This window comes from Massiliimalia timonensis (assembly GCF_900186585.1).
Lineage (GTDB): Bacteria > Bacillota > Clostridia > Oscillospirales > Ruminococcaceae > Massiliimalia > Massiliimalia timonensis.
The window spans coordinates 348,071-368,796 of sequence record NZ_FYDD01000003.1; the positions used below are offsets into that span (position 1 = coordinate 348,071).

General features: G+C 49.9%; 24 protein-coding genes. 21 read left to right on the forward strand and 3 right to left on the reverse strand.

The window, feature by feature from the left end:
- The first annotated feature begins 71 nt into the window (after positions 1–71).
- The 9 genes from CIB36_RS03635 (at position 72) to CIB36_RS13235 (ending at position 7,636) form a co-directional block, all read left to right on the forward strand.
- Positions 72–392 carry a PadR family transcriptional regulator gene (locus tag CIB36_RS03635; protein ID WP_093988239.1) on the forward strand — a complete coding sequence of 107 codons (321 nt, stop codon included), beginning with the start codon at positions 72–74 and terminating at the stop codon, positions 390–392.
- Positions 385–996 carry a DUF1700 domain-containing protein gene (locus CIB36_RS03640; protein WP_093988240.1) on the forward strand — a complete coding sequence of 204 codons (612 nt, stop codon included), beginning with the start codon at positions 385–387 and terminating at the stop codon, positions 994–996. The genes CIB36_RS03635 and CIB36_RS03640 overlap by 8 nt, the downstream gene beginning before the upstream one ends.
- A 56-nt stretch (positions 997–1,052) precedes the next feature.
- Positions 1,053–2,021 carry a DUF4097 family beta strand repeat-containing protein gene (locus CIB36_RS03645; RefSeq protein WP_093988241.1) on the forward strand — a complete coding sequence of 323 codons (969 nt, stop codon included), beginning with the start codon at positions 1,053–1,055 and terminating at the stop codon, positions 2,019–2,021.
- Between the two features lie 131 nt (positions 2,022–2,152).
- The gene (locus CIB36_RS03650) at positions 2,153–2,647 is read left to right on the forward strand and encodes a tRNA (cytidine(34)-2'-O)-methyltransferase (protein ID WP_093988242.1); all 495 of its coding nucleotides are present in this window, start codon (positions 2,153–2,155) and stop codon (positions 2,645–2,647) included.
- Positions 2,648–2,686: 39 nt separating this feature from the next.
- Complete coding sequence (locus CIB36_RS03655) at positions 2,687–3,559, forward strand: DegV family protein (protein ID WP_093988243.1); 873 nt, start codon at positions 2,687–2,689, stop codon at positions 3,557–3,559.
- 183 nt (positions 3,560–3,742) lie between these two features.
- Positions 3,743–4,954 carry a phosphoglycerate kinase gene (locus CIB36_RS03660; protein WP_093988244.1) on the forward strand — a complete coding sequence of 404 codons (1,212 nt, stop codon included), beginning with the start codon at positions 3,743–3,745 and terminating at the stop codon, positions 4,952–4,954.
- A gap of 72 nt (positions 4,955–5,026) precedes the next feature.
- Positions 5,027–5,797, forward strand: coding sequence for a triose-phosphate isomerase (gene tpiA / locus CIB36_RS03665; protein ID WP_093988245.1), 771 nt, complete (start codon positions 5,027–5,029; stop codon positions 5,795–5,797).
- A 50-nt stretch (positions 5,798–5,847) separates the two neighbouring features.
- Positions 5,848–7,365 (forward strand): 2,3-bisphosphoglycerate-independent phosphoglycerate mutase, encoded by a 1,518-nt coding sequence (gpmI, locus tag CIB36_RS03670; RefSeq protein ID WP_093988246.1) that lies wholly within the window; start codon positions 5,848–5,850, stop codon positions 7,363–7,365.
- A 106-nt stretch (positions 7,366–7,471) separates the two neighbouring features.
- Positions 7,472–7,636: a hypothetical protein gene (locus CIB36_RS13235; RefSeq protein WP_158662569.1), complete on the forward strand. Its 165-nt coding sequence runs from the start codon at positions 7,472–7,474 to the stop codon at positions 7,634–7,636.
- A gap of 44 nt (positions 7,637–7,680) precedes the next feature.
- On the opposite strand, the gene aroC is transcribed toward CIB36_RS13235, so the two are convergent.
- The 3 genes from aroC to aroF are packed head-to-tail and all read right to left on the reverse strand — an operon-like array spanning position 7,681 to position 12,121.
- Positions 7,681–8,769: a chorismate synthase gene (aroC, locus tag CIB36_RS03675; RefSeq protein WP_093988247.1), complete on the reverse strand. Its 1,089-nt coding sequence runs from the start codon at positions 8,767–8,769 to the stop codon at positions 7,681–7,683.
- Positions 8,750–11,086, reverse strand: coding sequence for a 3-phosphoshikimate 1-carboxyvinyltransferase (gene aroA, locus CIB36_RS03680; RefSeq protein ID WP_093988248.1), 2,337 nt, complete (start codon positions 11,084–11,086; stop codon positions 8,750–8,752). The genes aroC and aroA overlap by 20 nt, the downstream gene beginning before the upstream one ends.
- Positions 11,087–11,110: 24 nt before the next feature.
- A complete protein-coding gene (aroF, locus tag CIB36_RS03685; protein ID WP_093988249.1) occupies positions 11,111–12,121 on the reverse strand; it encodes a 3-deoxy-7-phosphoheptulonate synthase in 1,011 nt (336 codons plus the stop codon).
- Between the two features lie 412 nt (positions 12,122–12,533).
- Here aroF and CIB36_RS03690 point away from each other — a divergent pair, with 412 nt between their 5' ends.
- The 12 genes from CIB36_RS03690 (at position 12,534) to xseA (ending at position 20,723) form a co-directional block, all read left to right on the forward strand.
- Positions 12,534–13,496, forward strand: coding sequence for an ATPase, T2SS/T4P/T4SS family (locus tag CIB36_RS03690; protein WP_158662570.1), 963 nt, complete (start codon positions 12,534–12,536; stop codon positions 13,494–13,496).
- On the forward strand, positions 13,484–13,984 hold the full coding sequence (locus tag CIB36_RS03695; protein WP_093988251.1) for a stage III sporulation protein AB: 501 nt from the start codon (positions 13,484–13,486) through the stop codon (positions 13,982–13,984). Before CIB36_RS03690 ends, CIB36_RS03695 begins: the two co-directional genes overlap by 13 nt.
- Positions 13,985–14,002: 18 nt before the next feature.
- Positions 14,003–14,200 (forward strand): stage III sporulation protein AC, encoded by a 198-nt coding sequence (spoIIIAC, locus tag CIB36_RS03700; protein WP_093988252.1) that lies wholly within the window; start codon positions 14,003–14,005, stop codon positions 14,198–14,200.
- A gap of 23 nt (positions 14,201–14,223) precedes the next feature.
- Positions 14,224–14,613 carry a SpoIIIAC/SpoIIIAD family protein gene (locus CIB36_RS03705; RefSeq protein ID WP_093988253.1) on the forward strand — a complete coding sequence of 130 codons (390 nt, stop codon included), beginning with the start codon at positions 14,224–14,226 and terminating at the stop codon, positions 14,611–14,613.
- A 15-nt stretch (positions 14,614–14,628) separates the two neighbouring features.
- Complete coding sequence (locus CIB36_RS03710) at positions 14,629–15,771, forward strand: stage III sporulation protein AE (RefSeq protein ID WP_093988254.1); 1,143 nt, start codon at positions 14,629–14,631, stop codon at positions 15,769–15,771.
- 70 nt (positions 15,772–15,841) lie between these two features.
- On the forward strand, positions 15,842–16,321 hold the full coding sequence (locus CIB36_RS03715) for a stage III sporulation protein AF (protein WP_158662571.1): 480 nt from the start codon (positions 15,842–15,844) through the stop codon (positions 16,319–16,321).
- A complete protein-coding gene (locus CIB36_RS03720) occupies positions 16,322–16,894 on the forward strand; it encodes a hypothetical protein (RefSeq protein WP_093988256.1) in 573 nt (190 codons plus the stop codon). It abuts the gene before it with no gap.
- 45 nt (positions 16,895–16,939) lie between these two features.
- Positions 16,940–17,551 carry a SpoIIIAH-like family protein gene (locus tag CIB36_RS03725; protein ID WP_093988257.1) on the forward strand — a complete coding sequence of 204 codons (612 nt, stop codon included), beginning with the start codon at positions 16,940–16,942 and terminating at the stop codon, positions 17,549–17,551.
- A gap of 192 nt (positions 17,552–17,743) precedes the next feature.
- On the forward strand, positions 17,744–18,097 hold the full coding sequence (locus tag CIB36_RS03730; RefSeq protein ID WP_093988258.1) for an Asp23/Gls24 family envelope stress response protein: 354 nt from the start codon (positions 17,744–17,746) through the stop codon (positions 18,095–18,097).
- Between the two features lie 69 nt (positions 18,098–18,166).
- A complete protein-coding gene (nusB, locus tag CIB36_RS03735) occupies positions 18,167–18,556 on the forward strand; it encodes a transcription antitermination factor NusB (protein ID WP_093988259.1) in 390 nt (129 codons plus the stop codon).
- Positions 18,556–19,509 carry a tRNA (adenosine(37)-N6)-threonylcarbamoyltransferase complex transferase subunit TsaD gene (locus CIB36_RS03740; RefSeq protein WP_093988260.1) on the forward strand — a complete coding sequence of 318 codons (954 nt, stop codon included), beginning with the start codon at positions 18,556–18,558 and terminating at the stop codon, positions 19,507–19,509. Before nusB ends, CIB36_RS03740 begins: the two co-directional genes overlap by 1 nt.
- A complete protein-coding gene (gene xseA, locus CIB36_RS03745) occupies positions 19,503–20,723 on the forward strand; it encodes an exodeoxyribonuclease VII large subunit (RefSeq protein WP_093988261.1) in 1,221 nt (406 codons plus the stop codon). The genes CIB36_RS03740 and xseA overlap by 7 nt, the downstream gene beginning before the upstream one ends.
- Positions 20,724–20,726 lie beyond the last annotated feature (3 nt).

The following is a 20,726-nucleotide window of genomic DNA, read 5'->3' on the forward strand; positions in this document are numbered from 1 at the left end:
GAGATTTTTTGTTGACAAATAATATTATACAATATATAATATTATCAAAGATATAAAAGGGGAGTGAAAATATGACGTTTCAGTTGGGCTCTGCATTGTTAGAGGCATGTGTGCTGGCTGTTTTAAGCGGCGGGGATACTTACGGCTATGTACTGACACAAAGCGTAAAAGGAAAGATTGAAATTTCTGAATCAACGCTGTATCCGGTGATGCGCCGCCTGCAAAAGGGCGGGTATCTGGAAACATATGACCAGCCGTACCAAGGCAGAAACCGCAGATATTATCATATCACTGAGGCAGGGCGGCAGAACCTGTTGGAAGCAAGGGAAGAATGGAAGCTTTATAAAAAGAAGGTAGACCAGATCTTAGAGGAGGGGACCCAGAATGAATAAAAAGGAATTTTTATATGAACTGAGAAAGGAACTGGAGCGTCTTCCGTTCGAGGAACGGGAAAGTGCGATCCAGTATTATGAGGAATATTTTGAAGAAGCCGGACCAGAGCTGGAAGAGCAAACAGCGAATACACTGGGCGCCCCAAAAGAGGTAGCAGCGGGGATTTTAGCAGACTTTGTAGTGAAGGATAACCAGAAGCCCGCCAAAAATGCGAAACAAGGGTTTTCCAAGGTGTGGCTCACGATCATTACCATCTTTGCATCTCCGATCGCAGTCCCGGTCGCAGTCGCTTTGGCGGCGGTCGCTTTGGTTTTGGCAATCGCGGCATTTTTGGTGATGCTGTGCGTATTCCTGGCAGGGTTCAGCCTTTTATTAACCGGCCTTTTGTGTGCAGTATGCAGTATTTTTGTACTGGCACAGTCCCCTGCAACAACTCTGTTTTTCTTTGGAGTGGGCCTAGTCGCAGTTGGGATCGGGATATTGATCAGCCGATTTGGCATTTGGCTGGGCAGAAAATCCATCAATGGGGTGGCCAGGGTATTCGGAAAAGTTTTAAAAAAGAAAAAGACAGCGCCAAAAGAGGGGGTAGTTGGCAATGAGTAAATTTACAAAAGTTGTTTTAACGATCGCTTGCATTTGCATTGGGATCGGGCTTGGTCATGGGAACCGCCGGATATCTGTTAGGTGGCTGGAATGGGATCGCTTGGGACGGGGAGCGTTTGCAGGTGATGGACCCATCGGAGGATTCCCGGCAGGAAGTCAGGGAAACGATTAGCCAGGAGCTGAAAAGCATTGTGATCGATGTGAATATGGCAGACGTATCGCTTAGGATCTCCGACCATTATGGCATTGAGATGACCTATTATGAACCAAACAACAAGCTGGAATATCAGGTTTCCGGGGATACGCTGCAAATTCAGTCCGAAAATAGGGAAAGCGGATTTCTGTTCCAGATGGGTTTTTTTACCCAGAAGACCCCGACAGTGACCGTTTATCTGCCGGAATCGGCCGTTTTAGAGAAGCTGGAAGTCAATAATGGGTGTGGCGATCTGTCGGTGCAGGGGATTACGGCGCAGGAAATGATTTTAAATCTGAGCTTGGGAGATCTCTCTTTAAAGGGCTTGTCTGCACAGGAACTAAAAGCGGAGAATGACTGCGGCGACATTACGCTGGAGGAAAGCTTTGTTAAAACATTGGAAGTTTCCTTAAAATTAGGGGATCTTTCGATGAATGCGGTGGAAGCGGACCGGGTGACTGGGATCAGCAATGACTGCGGGGATATTGACCTGAATCACTGCACCTTTGAAACGGTAGAAATATTGCAGGATAACTTGGGAGATATTAAGGCACAGGATCTCACGGTTAATGGGATCGTGGTGGAAAACGATTCCGGGAGTGTGGACCTTCACGGAAAGCTTTCCGGCGACATTCAGGCAAAGGTAAATCTGGGAGATTTGAATTTGACTGTTTTGGGGAATCGACAGGATTATATGATAAAGGCCAACACGGATTTAGGGGATGTAACGGTTGACGGCGAGGAAAAACCGGCTTATGAAAGCGGTCCATCTGCCGCGAATAAAATTGACGCACAGGCAGACTGTGGCGATGTAGAGATCGATTTTGAATAGTATTTCGAAGCAAAAGGGTCATGATAGGGAATATCATGACCCTTTTGTAAATGTTTTTGGAATCCTATTGTGTTTTTTCTGTGAATTTGCTAAAATAATACAAGAATGCAATCATAAAAGGACGACGCTCTATGAAAGAACTGAACATTGTGCTGGTGGAGCCACAGATCCCGCAAAATACTGGCAACATCGCACGGACCTGCGCCGCGACAGGCGCCAGGCTGCATATCGTCAAACCGATGGGCTTTACGATCGATGATAAGAAGCTCAAACGCGCCGGGCTGGATTACTGGTATTTGCTGGACATCACCTATTATGACAGCCTTGCGGATTTCTTTTCTAAAAATGAAGGCCCATTCTACTATTTCACCACCAAGGGGCAGCATATTTATGCTGACGTGGAGTATCCCGAACGGGCGTATCTGGTGTTTGGCAGGGAAGACGCCGGGCTTCCGGAAGAATTGCTGTACCAGAACCCGGACACAGCGGTGCGTGTGCCGATGATCGGGCAGGCGCGGAGCCTGAACCTTTCCAATACGGTGGCCCTGGCGGCCTACGAGGTACTGCGCCAGTGGGGATTTCCGGAACTGAAGGTCAGCGGGCAGCTGACCCGGTTTGAATGGTAGAATTTGAGATGAATGGAAGAAAGGATTGGGGACAAGCTCATGGCAATCACAAAAATTATGACAGATTCTGCTTCAGACATTCCTGCGCAGTATGAAGCGGATTATGAGATCGAAATTTTAGGCTTCCCGCTGACGATCGGGGAAGAAACCTATTACGAACGGGTGGACTTTCCGGTAAAAGAGGATTTTTATACCCGCCTTTACAGCGAGCCGAAAATACCGACCCATGCCCAGATCACCCAGATGGAATTTGAAGAAAAATTTGAGGAATTCTGGAAGAAAGGGTATCAAAACCTGATCTATGTCTGCATCAACTCCAAAGGTTCCAATACCTTTAACTCTGCGTTGATGGCCAAAAAGCATTTTGAAGAAGCGCATCCGGAGGCGGATTTTACTATTTATATCTTAGATGCTAAAACCTATTCCTACGCGTATGGATACGCTGTGGTAGAGGCGGCGAAAAAGGCTCAGAAGGGTACGGCGGTAAAAGAGATCGTAGCCTATTTGGAGGATTGGTTCAACAGCGTGGAGATCTACGCTACCGCTTATTCTCTGGAATTTGCCAAAAAATCGGGCCGCGTCAGCAGTACCGCGGCGTTCGTTGGGGAGTTGCTGGGCTTAAAGCCGGTCATCACCTTTATTGACGGGGACAATGCGACTCCTGCCAAGGTGCGTGGGGACAAGGCGGTTGTTCCGACACTGGTGAAATTTGCGAAAGAGCACATCGTGCCTAAGACTCCATACATCATTTTATACGGGAATAATATGGAAGAACGCGACAAGCTGATCAAGGAAATGGAAAAAGCGATTGGGTACCCCGCCGCAGACATTGTCCAGATCGGGGCAACGATTTCCATCAATATCGGTGCAAATCTGGTGGGCATCGTAATTAAAGGTGCGCAGAAGCACTAATTTTTGACTGTCCGGATATGCAAAATATCCAAAGTATATTGCCGCTGACAGGAAACATTTTACTTGCAAAAAGTTCCTTTTTAGTGTACAATGATGATAGTTTGTTAGAAGTTTAACCAAGCATGATTTGGTTTTACGAATGAATAAAAACAAGTAATTTAATCATTTGAAAGGATGAATCAAATGGCTTCTTTGAACAAAAAGACTGTTGATGACATTAATTTTGCCGGAAAAAAAGTGCTGGCTCGTTGTGACTTTAACGTTCCGCTGAAAAACGGCGTGATCACCGATGAAAACAGGATCGTTGCCGCTCTGCCGACTATTAAAAAATTGATCGCAGACGGTGCGAAAGTGATCCTTTGCTCTCATCTTGGAAAACCGAAAGGGGAACCAAAACCGGAACTGTCTTTGGCTCCAGTTGCAAAAAGATTGTCTGAACTGCTGGGACAAGAAGTTGTTTTCGCTGCTGACGACAACGTTGTTGGTGAAAACGCAAAAGCGGCAGTCGCCGCGATGAAAGACGGCGACGTTGTTCTGCTTCAGAACACCAGATACCGTGCGGAAGAAACCAAAAACGGCGAAGCGTTCAGCAAAGAACTGGCCAGCCTGTGCGACGTGTTTGTAAACGACGCATTTGGTACTGCGCACCGCGCGCACTGCTCCACCGTTGGGGTTGCTTCTTATGTGGATGAAGCATGCGTTGGTTACCTGATGGGGAAAGAGCTCAAATATCTGGGCAATGCAGTGGAAGATCCTGCAAGACCATTTGTTACCATTTTAGGCGGCGCAAAGGTTGCGGACAAGCTGAATGTCATTGAAAATCTGCTCAATAAAGCAGATACCCTCATTATCGGCGGCGGCATGGCATTTACTTTCCTGAAAGCAAAAGGATATAATGTCGGAAAATCTTTGGTTGATGATTCCAAGATTGATTACTGCAAAGATATGCTGAAAAAGGCGGAAGAAAAGGGCGTTTCCCTGTTGCTTCCGGTTGACAATGTGATGATCAAGGACTTCCCGAACCCGATCGACGCTCCGGTTGAAACAAAGGTCTGCAACGATGCGGAAATGGATCCGGAAATGATGGGTGTTGATATTGGGCCAAAGACCCGCGAATTGTTTGCGGACGCGGTAAAATCTGCAAAAACGGTAGTTTGGAACGGGCCGATGGGCGTGTTTGAAAACCCGACCTTGGCAGAGGGTACGATTGCGGTTGCAAAAGCACTGGCTGAAACCGACGCGATCACCATCATCGGTGGCGGTGACTCTGCTGCGGCTGTAAATACTTTGGGATTTGGCGACAAGATGACCCACATCTCTACAGGCGGCGGCGCTTCCTTGGAATTCTTAGAAGGAAAAGCTTTGCCGGGCATTGAATGCGTCAGCGATAAGTAAGTTGAACAAACGGGCAGGTAGCCATTGCCTGCCCGTTATTCTCGTATCTAAAAATAATAAGGAGAAAATGCTATGAACAAGACATTAAGAAAAGCTGTGATCGCAGGAAACTGGAAAATGAATAAAAACAGGGCAGAAGCCAAAGCTCTGATTACAGATTTAAAGCCACTGGTTGCAGACGCTTCCTGCGACGTCGTGATTTGTGTGCCGTACACCAACCTGGAAACCGCTTTGGCGGCGACAGAGGGCACCAATATTAAAGTTGGCGCGGAAAACTGCCACTTTGAAAAATCCGGCGCATTTACCGGTGAAATCTCCGCCGATATGCTGACCGAAATGGGCGTGGAATATGTGATCATTGGCCACAGCGAAAGAAGACAGTACTTTGGGGAAACAGACGTTACTGTAAACAAGAGAACAAAAGCTGCAATCGCAGCCGGCTTAAACGTGATCCTTTGTGTCGGCGAAATGCTGGAAGACCGTGAAAACGGCATTACCGCAGAACTGGTTGCAATGCAGACCAAGATCGCGCTCAAAGATGTGAGCAAAGAAGAATTGAAGCAGGTTATCATTGCTTATGAACCAGTTTGGGCGATCGGTACCGGGAAAACCGCAACAGCAGAACAAGCAAACGAAGTTTGTGCAATTATCCGTTCTGTTATTGCGCAGATGTATGATCAAGCTGCCGCGGATGCAATGACGATCCAATACGGCGGTTCCATGAATGCCAAAAATGCAGAAGAACTGGTTGCACAGCCGGACGTTGACGGCGGTCTGATCGGTGGTGCTGCCTTGAAGGCTGAGGATTTCTCCGTGATCGTAAAAGCTGCCAGCAACGGCTAATCTTGAAGTGTAGTAAGCTCTTTGAGCGAACTGTTTTGGAGGATATTTACATGAAAAAACCATTAGCATTGATTATTATGGATGGATACGGCAGAAACGATTCGGATTATGGCAATGCGATCACTGCGGCTAATAAACCGAATTTAGACCGGATCATGCAAAACGGCGTAATGACCTATATTGGTGCCTCCGGGCTGAATGTCGGTTTGCCGGACGGGCAGATGGGGAATTCTGAAGTTGGGCATACCAATATCGGCGCAGGCCGCGTGGTGTATCAGGAATTGACCCGGATCACCAAATCCATTCAGGACGGCGACTTTTTTCAAAACCCGGCGCTGGTCAAGGCAATGGATAACTGCCGTGCCAATAATAAAGCCCTGCACCTGATGGGACTTTTGTCCAACGGGGGCGTTCACAGCCATAACGAGCATCTTTACGGCCTGCTGGAACTGGCAAAGCGTTTTGGGATTGAAGACGTTTACGTTCACTGCTTTATGGACGGCCGTGATGTTCCGCCAACTTCCGGTAAAGAGTTTATTGAAGAACTTCTGAACAAGATGAACGAGATCGGTGTTGGGAAAATTGCTACAGTAATAGGCAGATATTATGCCATGGACCGTGACAACCGTTGGGAACGTGTTGGTAAGGCGTATGATGCGATGGTTTATGGGGAAGGCGTGCAGAATACCAATCCGGTAGACGCGATCGAAAAATCCTATGCGGAAGATGTTACCGATGAATTTGTTGTTCCGACTGTCTGCGATCCGAATGGAAAAATTAAGGAAGGCGACAGCGTGATCTTCTTTAATTTCCGCCCTGACCGCGCAAGGGAGATCACCCGTACTTTGGTGGACGACGCGTTTGAAGGCTTTGAACGACGTAACGGCAGATTCCCGCTGTGCTTTGTCTGCATGACCCAGTACGACGTTACCATGCCGAATGTTGACGTTGCGTTCAAACCGCAGACCTTGGTAAACACCTTTGGCGAATACATCAGCAAAAACGGCCTGACCCAGCTGAGAATTGCGGAAACTGAAAAATACGCGCATGTTACGTTCTTCTTTAACGGCGGTGTTGAAGCTACCTTTGATGGGGAAGACCGCGCGCTGATCAATTCCCCGAAAGTAGCGACTTACGATTTAAAACCGGAAATGAGCGCTTATGAAGTTTGTGACGAAGTAGTAAAGCGAATCGAATCCGACAAGTATGACGTGATCATCTTAAACTATGCAAACTGCGATATGGTAGGCCACACCGGCGTGTTTGACGCTGCCAAAGCGGCGGTGGAAGCGGTTGATGCCTGCGTTGGCAGGACGGTTGACGCTGTCCTTGCGAAAGGCGGCGTAGCGCTGATCACCGCTGACCACGGGAATGCCGACCAGATGTATGAACCGGACGGCTCACCGTTCACGGCACATACCACAAATCCGGTCCCGTTTATCGTAGCCGGTATGGATTGCGAACTCCGTGAGGGCGGAAAGCTTGCTGATATTGCCCCGACAATGCTGCAGATTCTTGGTTTGGAAAAACCGGCGGAGATGGATGGCATAAGCTTGATCAAAGCATAATGCTAATAGTGAAAAGCGGTGAAAGTTTCTTTCACCGCTTTTTGGCGTATATTCCGCATTTTTCCTCCCATACTAAGGGTATACCACGTGGAAAGGAACGATGATTATGAACGACAATTTAAACCAGCTTTTTGCCGAAAACAAACGGGCAGAAGAATATTTTTCCTCCTTACCGGTCCATATCCAAGAGATGATGAAGCAGACCGGAGTAAATTTGACATCAGAACAGGATTTAAGGAACTGCGCGGAAACATTGATGAAAACAAAATAAAAGGAAACCGCTGTGTTGTTTGCTACACAGCGGTTTCCTTTTATTTAGATTCCTTTTTGTTTTATGATCGCGGATAATAAAGCGATATTACAGCAGGCTTCCACAACAGGGACGGCCCGGGCGGCAATACAGGGGTCGTGCCTGCCAACGATCCCCAGCCTGACCTCTTTTTTCTGTGCAAGATCTATTGTGTCCTGTTCTAAAGAGATAGAAGGGGTCGGCTTCATAGCGACCCGAAAATTGATTGGCATCCCCGAGGAGATCCCGCCCAAAATCCCGCCATGGCGGTTTGTTTTGGTTTTTACCGTATTTTTGTCATAATAGAATGAATCATTGTTTTCACTGCCCATCAGTTCCGCCGCGTGAAACCCTTCGCCGAATTCAATTCCCTTAACGCCAGGGATGCTGAAAATGATCGAGGAAATGATGCTTTCCAAATTATCAAAGATCGGGGAACCGATCCCTGCAGGCATCCCGATCGCAGCGCATTCCACAACACCGCCTACCGAATTTTGCGCCAGCCTTGCCTGATTGATCCGGTCAATGATCTGAAGCCGTTTGACTTCGTTGATCACAGGAAAGGGAAGAGCGCGTATTTCAGCAAGCTTTTCTTTTGTCAGGGACATCGTATCCAAGCTGTTGCAATGGATGTCATATACTGAAAGCAGGTGGGCGGCCACATACACCCCGTATTCTTCTAAAATCTGCCCGCAGACAGCTCCGGCCGCCGCCATACAAGCAGTGAGCCTCCCGGAAAAATGTCCTCCTCCTCGAATGTCATTGGCGCCCTGATACCGGACGTTCCCTGTATAATCGGCATGTCCGGGGCGGACGGTCGTCTGAACATTCTGGTAATCCTGGGAACGCACATTGGTATTATGGATCAAAAATGCAAGGGGAGTGCCGGTAGTGACGCCGTTCACAAGCCCCGACTGGATTTCGGGAATATCCGGCTCGATCCTTGAGGTGGTCGTACCGTCGGATTTTGCCTGCCGCCGTTTCATAAAGCTGATGACGCGGTCCATATTGATTTTTTTCCCCGGCGGCAGGTTGTCGATCACGACCCCGATCGCCGCAGAATGGGACTCCCCAAAAATGGAAAGTGAGATTCCGTTATTCCAGATGGAAGCCATGACAGATCCCTCCTAAATTCCGATAATCGTGGAAAAATGCCGGGTAAGATTTTTTTACACAGGCGGCATTTTTTATACTGGTTACACCTTCTGCCACAGCGGCGGCCACTGCCGCGCACATAGCGATCCGGTGATCGTTGTAGCTTTGGATCTCTGCACCGTGAAGCTGTTTTTCGCCCTCTACGGTCAGGCAGTCGTTTTCCTCATCGTAATGAGCATAACCTCCCATTTTTTGAATGAGCTCCATTGTGGAAGCAATACGGTCGCTTTCCTTGATGCGCAAACGCTTTACCTGTTTGATCCTGCTGGTACCTTTGCAGAAACAGGCCAGCACACAAAGGATCGGAACAAGGTCAGGAATATCGGAACCGTCGATTTCAAAGGCGGTAAGCTGAGCAGGCTTGCAGGTGAGCGCTCCCTCCCGGCAGATGATCCGGCATCCAGCTTTTTGCAAGACGTCCAGTACGGCCCGGTCGCCCTGGATGGAACGAAGGTCAAACTGACGCAAGGTCACTGACGCGCCAAGCGCGTCGGCCACCAAGAAAAATGCGGCCTGAGAAAAGTCGCTTTCCACAGAAAAATCACAGGGCTTATACTGCTGCCCGCCGGGGATCCGGTATCGATCCCCCTCGGCGAACACTTCGATCCCGAATTGTTTTAACACCTGTAACGTGATTTTTACATAACTCTTTGATTCAAAGGGGGGAAGCACCTCGATGATACTTTCTTCCGGGAGGAGAGGCAGAGCGAACAGCAAGCCTGTAATAAACTGGGAGCTGACATTCCCTTTAATTTGATAGACACCGGAGCAAAGCTGTCCTTTTACTGCAAAGGGGAGCTGCCCTGCGTACTGGACGGTCACCCCGTGGGAGGAAAGCGCTGATTCATACAAATCTAACGGCCGAGTGACTAAACGGTTTTTTCCGGTGAAAAAGGCGTCAATCCCAAAAGCAGAGGCGATAGGGATCAAAAACCTAAGGGTAGAACCTGATTCCTGACAGGAGAACGAGGCCTTCTGCGGGACAGATTCAACTCCATGTACCGTAATAGCATCATCGTGGACTTCAAAAGAGGCGCCAAACTGCTTCATGCACTCCATGGTGGCCCGGATGTCCTCCGAAAAAACCACATGATGGATCGTACTGCTCCCCTTTGCCAGAGAGGCGCAGATCAACGCCCGGTGCAGAATGCTTTTAGAGGGAGGGATGGTGACCTCGCCCCGCAGATGGGTGGGGAGCAGTTCTACATTTTCCGGAAGCTCCGGCTCCCGAAGAGATAAAAGCTGTTCCAATTCATCGTTCGTGACCCGGTGGACAAACGCGTGCCCAATCTCAGACAATAGGATCAGGTTTAACCCGCCGCCGATATTTTTTTTATCCAGTGCGCAGATTTCCATGAGATCCTGATTAGAAAGATTGCAGGTGACCGGCAGGCCAAACTGCTGGATCAGCTTTAGCAGGCGCAGGGTGGTGCCTTGTTTGGTAAGCCCGGCACGTTCAGAGATAGCGGTCAAAAAAGCCATGCCGATCGCAACGCCCTGCCCGTGGGTATAAGTTTTATAATGATAGTATTTTTCAACTGCATGGCCGATGGTATGTCCAAAGTTTAAGATCATGCGCAACCCCTTGTCCAGTTCATCCTGGCAAACGACTTCGGCCTTGATCTCAATACAGCGCTTGATGATAGAAAGAAGATGCTCCGGCTCCCAGATTTTGGGGATCTCCTCAAACAGCGCTTCATCATAGATACAGCCGTATTTGATGATCTCGGCCACCCCGTCGTGGAACACTTCGTCCGGCAGGGTGGAAAGCACCTTGGTGTCGCATAAAACGGCAGCGGGCTGGTAAAAGGTGCCGACTAGGTTTTTGCCTGCGGAAATATCGATCGCAGTTTTTCCGCCGACCGAAGAATCCACCTGCGCCAGCAGGCTGGTCGGGATTTGCAGATAAGGGATGCCGCGCAGATAAATAGAAGCCGCAAATCCTGTTAGATCCCCGACAACACCGCCGCCCAGCGCGATCATTAAATCGGAGCGGGTCATGGAGTTTTCTGCGCAGAGATCCATCAGCTTTAACAGATTCTGCGCATTTTTTGACTGTTCGCCGTGCGGGATGATAAAGGTGTGAATTTGGATATGGGCGGGGAAACTGCGCTTGACCTGTTCCAGATACAGCGGGGCGACGTTATCGTCCGATACGATCAGCACCGTTTGGAACTTGGAAAGAGGACGGGCGATTTCATAAGCGCGTTCAAGAATATCCTGCCCGATGGTAACGTCATAAGGGGAGTTGGTCTGGATTGGGATAGTTTGGATCATAGGTTCAAACAACCTTTCTGCTTGTTATAATGTCTTCCCGGAAAATTCAGCCTGCGCAGTCACTTTCTTCATCACTGCGTCAAACTGCGCGGGGGTCAGGGACTGCGCGCCGTCGCACAACGCCAGCTTGGGGTTGTTATGGACTTCGATCATCAGGCCGTCCGCGCCGCAGGCGATTGCCGCCAAAGAAAGAGGCTCTACCAGCCACGGGATACCTGTTGCGTGGCTTGGGTCTACGATAACCGGCAGATGGGAATAGTGCTTTAACAGCGGGATTGCAGAGAGATCCAGCGTGTTTCTGGTCATGGTCTCAAAGGTACGGATGCCGCGTTCGCAGAAAATCACCTGTGTATTCCCGCCAGCCATAATATATTCCGCGCTCATCAAGAATTCTTCCAGAGTGTTTGCAAGGCCGCGTTTTAATAAAATCGGCTTGTCACAGTGTCCCAGCTCCTTGAGCAGCTCGAAATTTTGCATGTTCCGGGCGCCGACCTGGATCACGTCAACGTCGTTGAACAGGTCCAGATGCGCCAGGCTCATGATCTCGGTAACGATCGGAAGCCCGGTTTCCTTTTTGGCTTCTAAGAGGTATTTTAAACCTTCGTCATGCAGGCCTTGGAATGCGTAGGGGGAGGTACGCGGTTTGAATGCGCCTCCGCGCAGGAATTTTGCGCCGCTTTTTTTCACTTCCTTTGCGACAGCGATGACCTGTTCTTCGCTTTCTACCGAGCAGGGGCCGGCAATGACATTAAAGTGGCCGCCCCCCACTGTATTGCCGCCGATTTCCAATACAGTATCGTCCGGATGAAATTTCCGGTTCGCGATCTTGTACGGTTCAGATACGCGGCGGATATCTTCTACAACGTCCTTGGCTTGAATAGTCGCGATGTCAATTTTCGTGGTATCGCCGACCAATCCCCAAATGGTCGTCTGTTCCCCCTGGATTTCAGAGATCTTGACATTGTATTGTTTCAGGTAATCGTGAAGCTCGTTGATTTGTTCGGGTGACTGTCCGTTTTTCAGAATAATGATCATAGCTTTATACTCTCCTTGTTTGGATTTTTGTATCACTGCAAAAGAAAAAGACCTGTAACTTTGCCACACAAAGCCACAGATCTTTTATTTGCATCGCTTCTGATGATTCCAGCAAACATCCTATTGACTCAATCCGGCAAAATTCATTTTTCCACAGCAAAAATAACCAAAGCTTCTAAAGGCGAAGATTTGGCTGCTAAAGTAGAAAAAGTAAGATTTTGCTACGTTGGCAATAGACATGGTACAAAAACTCCAGAAATAATTTTGTGATCCTTACGACCACATTTACAATTTTTATCATATACCTGATTGATCTTCTTGTCAAGATTTTTTTCAGTTCTAAGAGGACAGCCTTTTTCATATGGATATTGTATCAGCAGTATATCGGGTAGCAAACAAAGGAGAGAGAAAGATGCAGGAAATGGATTTTCAGTTAGCGCAGGCGGCTGCTTATCTTCCGCCGGCTTTACAGATGATCTTAAAAAAACTACCGCCGGGCTTTGGGGCGCAGATCCATGAGATACGCCTGCGGGCGGGACAGCCTGTAGCCCTGTTTGATGGGAAAACAGCCTACCTGTTAGAGCAGGATGGCAGGATAGGAGCTCAAAGAAACGGACGTGCCTATCTCTTTTCCCGGCAGGAGCTGGAGGCTACGTTCCGGGCAGTCTGCGAATATTCGGTCCATAGCTTTCAGGAAGAGATCAAGCAGGGATTTGTGACCTTAAAGGGCGGACATCGCGCCGGGCTGTGCGGGACCTGCCTGCTCGACCATGGACAGGTCATAGGATTAAAGGAGATCAGCTCCATCAATTTAAGGATCGCGCGGCAAATGCTGGGCAGCGCCGACTTTTTGTATTCCAAGCTTTTTTCAGGGGAGGCAAAGTCTGTTCTGCTGATTGGGCAGGCTGGCAGCGGGAAAACAACGGTGCTGCGGGACTTGATCCGCCAGCTGTCTGACGGGAAGAATGGGACGAGTTATAAAGTGGCTGTCATCGACGAGCGGGGCGAGCTTTCGGCAAGCTACCACGGTGTCAGCCAAAACCAACTGGGATACAACGCGGATGTGTATCATTTGTATCCAAAACATATTGGAATGAGTATGGCGCTGAGAACTATGTCGCCGCAGATCATTGCCTGCGACGAGATCAGCACCGAGGACGATATCGAAGTTTTACTGCAAAGCATGAATGCCGGCGCGAAAGTTCTGGCAACGATACACGGCGGCAGCTTGGCCGAGGTGAGCCGACGGGGAAAACTGTCTGTCCTGTTAAAGGCAGGCGTTTTTGACGCGGCGGCAGTTCTTTCCGGCACCAAGGCTCCCGGAACAGTGGCCGAGATCATTTCACTGAGGGAGGCGGGAACATGGGAAAGCTGACGATGGCTATGATACTGGTCATCTCCTGTGCGGCCTTGGGGTTTTGGCGGGCTTCCCTGTTGGGGATAAAGGTATCCCGGGCGAAAGCGATGATCGTAATGGTGGATAAAATCCAGTCCTGCCTGCGGTACGAACGGCTGACAACAGCACAGCTGATCGAAACTATTTCCCGGCTGGACAGCCTTGCCGCCCTGCCTCATCTGGGCGTCTGTTGCAAAAGCATGGAGGAAGGAAATCCGTTTCCCAAGGCGTGGAGCGATTCTGTCAAGCTAGCCGGTTACACAGAAGAGGAAAAGCAGATCCTGCGGCAGGTAGGGGAGATATTGGGGAGCACTGACGCACAGAACCAGATCAGCACCCTCTCCATGCTGCGGGAATTCATGACCCAGTGCCAGAAAGAGGCGGAAAAAGAACGAAATGAAAAAGGAAAGCTGTACCATTCCTTGGGGATCCTTGGAGGGATCGGGCTGGCGATCCTGATATGGTAGGCGGAAAGGAAACGGCATATGGAAATTGATCTGATCTTTAAAATCGCGGCAATCGGGATCATCGTTGCGGTGCTCAATCAGCTTTTGATCCGCTCCGGGCGGGAGGAGCAGGCAATGATGACCACGTTGGCCGGGCTGATCGTGGTACTGATGATGATGGTTTACCAGATACAGGATCTTTTTGATACCATCAAATCCTTGTTTGGGCTGTATTGACGGAAAGAAAGGCAGGAACAGTTATGGAGATCTTTCCGTTCATTGGGATTGCTTTGGTGGGGGCGGCGCTGTGCATCCTATTCCGTCAGTACAAGCCGGAATATGCGATGATGACCGCGCTTGCATGCGGGATTTTGCTGTTTGGCATGGTGCTGCTCAATTTAAAGCCGGTATTTGAAACGGTGACAGAAATGATGGAACGGGTACAGGTCAACAGCGCCTATGCAAAGGCTGTTATCAAAGCGCTGGGGATCTGTTATGTGGTGCAGCTGGCGGCGGACACCTGCCGGGATGCCGGTCAAAGCGCCTTGGCGGGCAAGGTGGAGCTAGGCGGGAAAGCGGCAGTGGTAGTCATTGCACTGCCATTATTCCAAAATCTGCTGGAATTGGCGTTAAGCTTGATCGATCTATAAAAGGGAAGTGAAAGGATGCGGATAAAAGTAAGGGGGCTTGTCGCCGGGATATTGCTTTTTTTCCTGTGTGGGTTTGGCGTGCCGGCAAGCGCGCAGGGGCTTTCGGAGGATTATGCGGAATATTTCGAGAGCAGCGGTGCCAATGAACTGTTTGGCATGGCGCCGGAGGAAACCCAAGATCTGTTGGAGGAAAGCGGGATCGCTTCCTTGGACAGCGAGGAGCTGCTGGCTTTGGATGCGGGAAGCCTGTGGGATGCCCTGCTAGGGGAGTTGGCGGACAGGCTGGCTCAGCCCGTTAAAATTTTGGTGCTGACTTTAGGCATGGTGCTGATCGCCTCCATGATGGGGATCATGCAATCCACGACCGGGGAGGGGACGCAAAGCGTTTTTTCGGTCGTCGTGGTGCTGGGGGTCAGCGGGATCATCGTTTCGCCGCTGGTCCAGGTTATTCAGGACATTACGGCGATGATCTCGCAGATCGGGGAATTCATTACAGGCTTTGTACCGGTTTACGCGGGAGTGGTGGCGGCTTCCGGCAAGCCATTGTCAGCATTTGCCTATCAGGGTGTGCTGGTCACGGTGATTCAGGTGATCTCATTTTTGACCACCAATATTCTGATTCCGCTGATCTGCCTGTATCTAGCGCTGAGTGTAAGCAGTGCGGCGACCCATAAAATCAAGGTGGGCGGGATCGCAAATGCGATCCGTTCCGCAGTGGTTTGGTGTTTGGGATTATTTTTAACCGTCTTTGTCAGCTTGCTGACCATTAAGGGATTTGTGGCCGGGGCGGCAGACAGCGTTACCTTCCGGACCGGGAAATTTTTGGTGGGTTCCCTCGTGCCGATCGTGGGGAATGCTGTCAGCGACGCTATGACGGTAGTACAGGGTTCCTTAGGGGTGATACGGTCCAGCGTGGGCGCTTTTGGGATTTTGGTGATCGTGCTGACTTTTCTTCCGGCGGTCATCAACCTGTTTTTTCTGAATATCGCGCTGAAAATTTCCCAGGCGGCAAGCGATTCTCTGGGAACGTCAGAGGTAAGCGGGCTGTTGGGATCGACAGGGTTCGTGCTATCCCTGCTGCTGGCGGTACTGATTTGCTTTGCGGTGATGCTGGTGATCGCGATCTCTTTGATGCTGATGATGACAAACGGAAGCTGAAATCGGGGAAACCATCCTTAATTCTACAAGGACAGAATACTTTTGTGATGCGAAAGCGATGGTGATAGATATGGAAACGATACGTTCGATCGGTGCCTCTGTCTGTATCACGATGATCGTTACCGGGATATTTTCTATTTTGATTCCGGGGAAAGCGATGGAAAAAACAGTACAAATGGCAGTGGGGCTGTTTTTCCTGGCAAGCATTGTTCTGCCGATCGCAAACGGGGACTGGAAAGGGTTTATGTCCGTGCAGTCCACCCGGGAGGAGGTGTCTCTGCCTGATCTGGAGCAGACGGTGGAACAGAATATGATAGAACTGACGCAGGAACAGTTATGTGATCAGGCTAAGGCTTTGCTGGGGGCCGAGGGGATCACTGCAAAACAAGTTTCAGTTACAGTACATATTGACGGGGACAACAGCATAACTATTACTGAGATACTCATTGTCTTGCCAAAGGAAGAGGTGTTAAACTTCCCGCTGGCGGGTCAGGTCATTAAAGACGGGTTCCAGATAGAGCCAAAAATCATGCTGGAAGGAGACGGATAAATGGAAGGAAAACACTGGAAAGGCTTTTTGGATTCCGTGATGCAGGACAGCAAAAAACGAAAATTGGTACTCCTTGCCGGGGCGGTCCTGATCGGGATCATCTTTCTTTCTACCTTTTGGGGAGGCAAGGAAGACCGAAAGGAAAAAACACAGCCGGTTTCTCAAATCTCTGAGGAAACGTATGTCGCCCAGTTGGAGGACAAAGTGAAGAATCTGCTTTCGGGAATTGACGGGGTAGGGACTCCGCAGGTGATGCTGACGTTGGAAAGCAGTTCCGAGTATGTCTACCAATCGGAAACGAAGCGTTCCTCCGACCAGACCGGGGAATCAGGGACAGCGGTGCAGCAAAGGGAAGACAGTGAACAGACCATAGTGATGGTGGAGGGTGATAATGGCGAAAAACAGGCGTTGATCCGGACCGAGCTGACCCCTAAGGTACAGGGGATCGTGGTGGTTTGCGATGGTGCGGACCGGATCGAGGTACAGGCACAGATTGTCGATGTTCTGACGACGGCGTTTGGCATTTCGTCCGCCCGTGTCAGTGTAGCGAAAGCAGCGTCGTCGGGCGGGTAATCCGCTGATGATGAAAATTTTTGAGGAAAGTAAGGTAAGGCTATTATGAAAGCAAATTTTGTCATTGGAAAAAAGCAGATCATTCTGGCGGCTTTAGTGGTCGTGCTGGGCGGCGCAGTGTATGTCAACTATCTCTACGCGGATAAGGACAAAGATTATCTGGTCACTGACGTCTTAAACCAGACCTCCCAGAGTGAAAGCGCCCTGGAAACCGGAAACGACATCACTTCCGCCACGACCGATGGGGAACGGCTGGAAGGGAAAAATTACGGGGATGCACAACTGGTAAGCGGGGAAATTTCCGCTTCCGAATATTTTAAACAGGCGCAGCTGGAACGCACGAAATCCCGCGATGAAGCAGTGGAAACGGTAAAATCCGTATTGGAAAACTCAGACGCCAGCGCCGAGGAGGTGGCGGACGCTACCAATAAGATCGTGGAGATCTCTCAGCAGATCGAGGATGAAAGCAAGATCGAGACCCTGATCAAGGCAAAGGGATTTGAAAACTGCGTGGTATACTTGGATGATGAAAGCGCCAATGTTGTGGTACAGACTTCCGGGCTTGCGGTAGAACAGGCGGCGCAGATCAAAAACATCGTCTTGTCAGAAAAAGACATTAAAGCGGAGAACATTACGATACAAGAGGTCGCCGAATAGGCGAAAAACGGTGATAAAAACAGAGAGCAGGCTGTTTTGCTCTCTGTTTTTTAGCATTTGCGGGGAAATTTTTGAAATTTTTGCAAACAAACTTTTTTTTTACGGGATAGTATGATATAATAATGATACCTAAAGTTGAATGGAAAAAAGGCAAATTTGAATAAATATACCTAAGCAAATGGAGGTCATGTCATGGATGTCAGCGCACAGAGTAAAAGTGGAAGGCTCAATATATCCGAAGCAGTGATCGGAAGGATCGCGCAGTTAGTTGTTCGCGATGTGGAAGGGGTTTACAGCATGGCGCCGTCGCCGTCCCGGATGCGTGATATCGTGCTGCGTTCACAACGCAATCGATCCATTTTGACAAGGATGAACGCCGGGGTCGCGGAGCTGGATATTTATGTAAAGATAAAGCAGGGATACCGGATCAAAACCGTGGCGGAAGAGATCCAGAACTATGTGAAGGAAGCGGTTCAAAACATGACTTCGATCGCGGTATCCAAGGTCAATGTCTATGTTCAGGACGTCTGCGTGGGAAAAGAGTAAATGAGATCTGCCTGTTGCTTCAATAGGCAGATTTATGGTTATGAGGAATATTGAGAGGGTAAAAGGATTATGACAAGACATCAGATGAGAGAGGCGGCATTTATGCTGACCTTTGAACGCATTTTTACAACGGATTCCGTGGAAGAAATTGTGGATACCGCAAAAGAATGCGACAGCTTTGAAATAAACGATCAGGCCATCGCCCTGTTCCGCGGGGTGGACGAGCACCGGGAAGAACTGGATGGGATCATTGCAAAACACCTGAAAAACTGGTCGATCGGAAGGATCTCTAAAGTATCCCTGGCTGTGCTGCGGATCGCAGTATACGAGATGAAATACTGCGACGACATCTCAGATGAAATCGCGATCAGCGAGGCGGTAAAAATCGCCCAGACCTACACGCTCAAGGACGACGTCACCTTTGTCAACGGCGTGCTGGCATCTGTTTCGAGGGCGTGATGGGCGTTTATTTGGGGCTGGATACCAGCAATTACACCACCTCCGCCGCTCTGTATGATGAGACGACCGGGCAGGTATTGATGAAGAAAAAGCTGCTTCCGGTCAAAGAAAAGGAATGCGGCCTGCGCCAAAGCGACGCGGTATTCCACCACGTAAAACAGCTTGGCGGCCTGATCGAAGAGCTTTTTTCGGAAGCCGGCAGGGTAACCTTGTCCGGGATCGGGTATTCTGCCTTTCCGCGCCGGGTAAAAGGCTCTTATATGCCCTGCTTTTTGGTGGGGGATCTGGTTTCCCGGTCTTTGTCCGCCAGCGGACAGGTGCCGCGGTACGCGTTTTCCCATCAGGAAGGGCATATCGTTTCCGCACTGTACTCGGCAGGTAAGCTGGACTGGCTGAAAGAGCCTTTTTACGCCTTTCATGTGTCCGGCGGTACGACAGAGGCGCTTTTGGTGCGCTCTGAGGGAGCGGAGCTTGCCGTTACCCTGCTGGGAAAAACGCTGGATCTGAACGCCGGTCAGGCTATTGACCGGGTAGGGGTCATGCTGGGGTGTTCGTTCCCGTGTGGAAAACAGCTGGAGGATCTGGCACTGCAATGGGAAAAGCCAGTAACAGGAAAGGTTTCCTTGAAAGGGGCGGACTGCTGTTTGTCCGGAATCCAGAACCAGTGTGAGGCGCTGTTTCAAAAGGGTGCGGAAAAGGAATATATCGCGAAATATTGTCTTTCCTGTGTGGAGGCGGCGGTTGCCGGAATGACACAGGAAATTTATCATGCTTATGGGAAAAAGCCGCTGTTATATGCCGGCGGGGTCATGTCAAATTCCCTGATCCGGCAGTCATTATCCCAAAAGTTTGGCGGGGTGTTTGCACAGCCCCAGTTTTCCTCGGACAACAGCGCCGGGGTTGCGGTGCTGGCCTCTATGGCGGCGCAAGGAGAGTCATTACAACCATGCTAGATTACTTTGATACAGTATATTCGGTGTCGCAATTAAACCGCTATCTGAAAGATGTGATAGATTCAGACGGTTTTTTGAAACAGATCACGATCAAAGGGGAATTGTCCAACTTCACCAACCACTTGAAAACAGGTCACTTCTATTTTTCGTTAAAGGATCAGAACTGCTCGATCAAGGCGGTGATGTTCCGCACCTATGCGCATCAGGTCCGGTTCCGGCCGGAAAACGGGATGGGCGTGGTGCTGACCGGGTCGGTGCGTGTATTTGAACGGGACGGCGCCCTGCAGTTTTACTGCGAACGGATGGAACCGGACGGGATCGGCGCGCTTACACTGGCCTTTGAACAACTGAAAGAACGGCTTGCTAAAGAGGGGCTGTTCGCGCAGGAGCACAAAAAACCGATTCCGGTATATCCCAAAAGGATCGGCGTTGTCACCTCTAAAACGGGAGCGGCGCTTCAGGATATTTTAAATATCCTATCCCGGCGGTATCCGGTAGCCACGGTGGTGCTGATCCCCGCTTTAGTACAGGGAGAAAACGCCGCGGCTTCGGTCTGCGAGGGGATCGCGCTTGCCGAAGAGGCAGAGCTCGACGTTCTGATCGTTGGGCGGGGCGGCGGTTCGATCGAGGATCTGTGGTGCTTTAACGAAGAATGTGTGGCGCGCGCTATTTATCAGTGCACCGTTCCGGTGATCTCCGCGGTGGGGCATGAGATCGACTTCACGATCGCGGATTTTGTAGCGGATCTGCGCGCTCCCACCCCTTCTGCCGCTGCGGAGCTTTGCGCGCCTGACATCCGGGATCTGATCGCGGGATTGGGCGCTGTCAAAGAAAAACTGGACTACCAAATGAAGCAGAAGCTTCAGCAGTGTTCCGAAGCCTTTACCGTACAGGCGGGACGGCTGGAACGTTTTTCCCCTCAGCGGGTGCTGGAGCATTCACAGGAACGGTTGAACCATTTATCAGACCGTTTGGAGCGGGCGCAGCAGCGCCTTTTAGAGCAAAAGCAGGAACAGGCGGCCCGAGCGATGGGGATGCTGGAAGCGCTTAGCCCGTTAAAGGTATTTGGCAGGGGATATTCGGCGGCCTATGTCGGCGAAACGCTGATTCGTTCGGCCAAACAGGTACAAGCGGGCGATACTGTGAGGACGCGTTTGACAGACGGGGAAATTTACAGTACTGTGATGAAAACGACGCTGGAAGGGAAAGAATAGGAT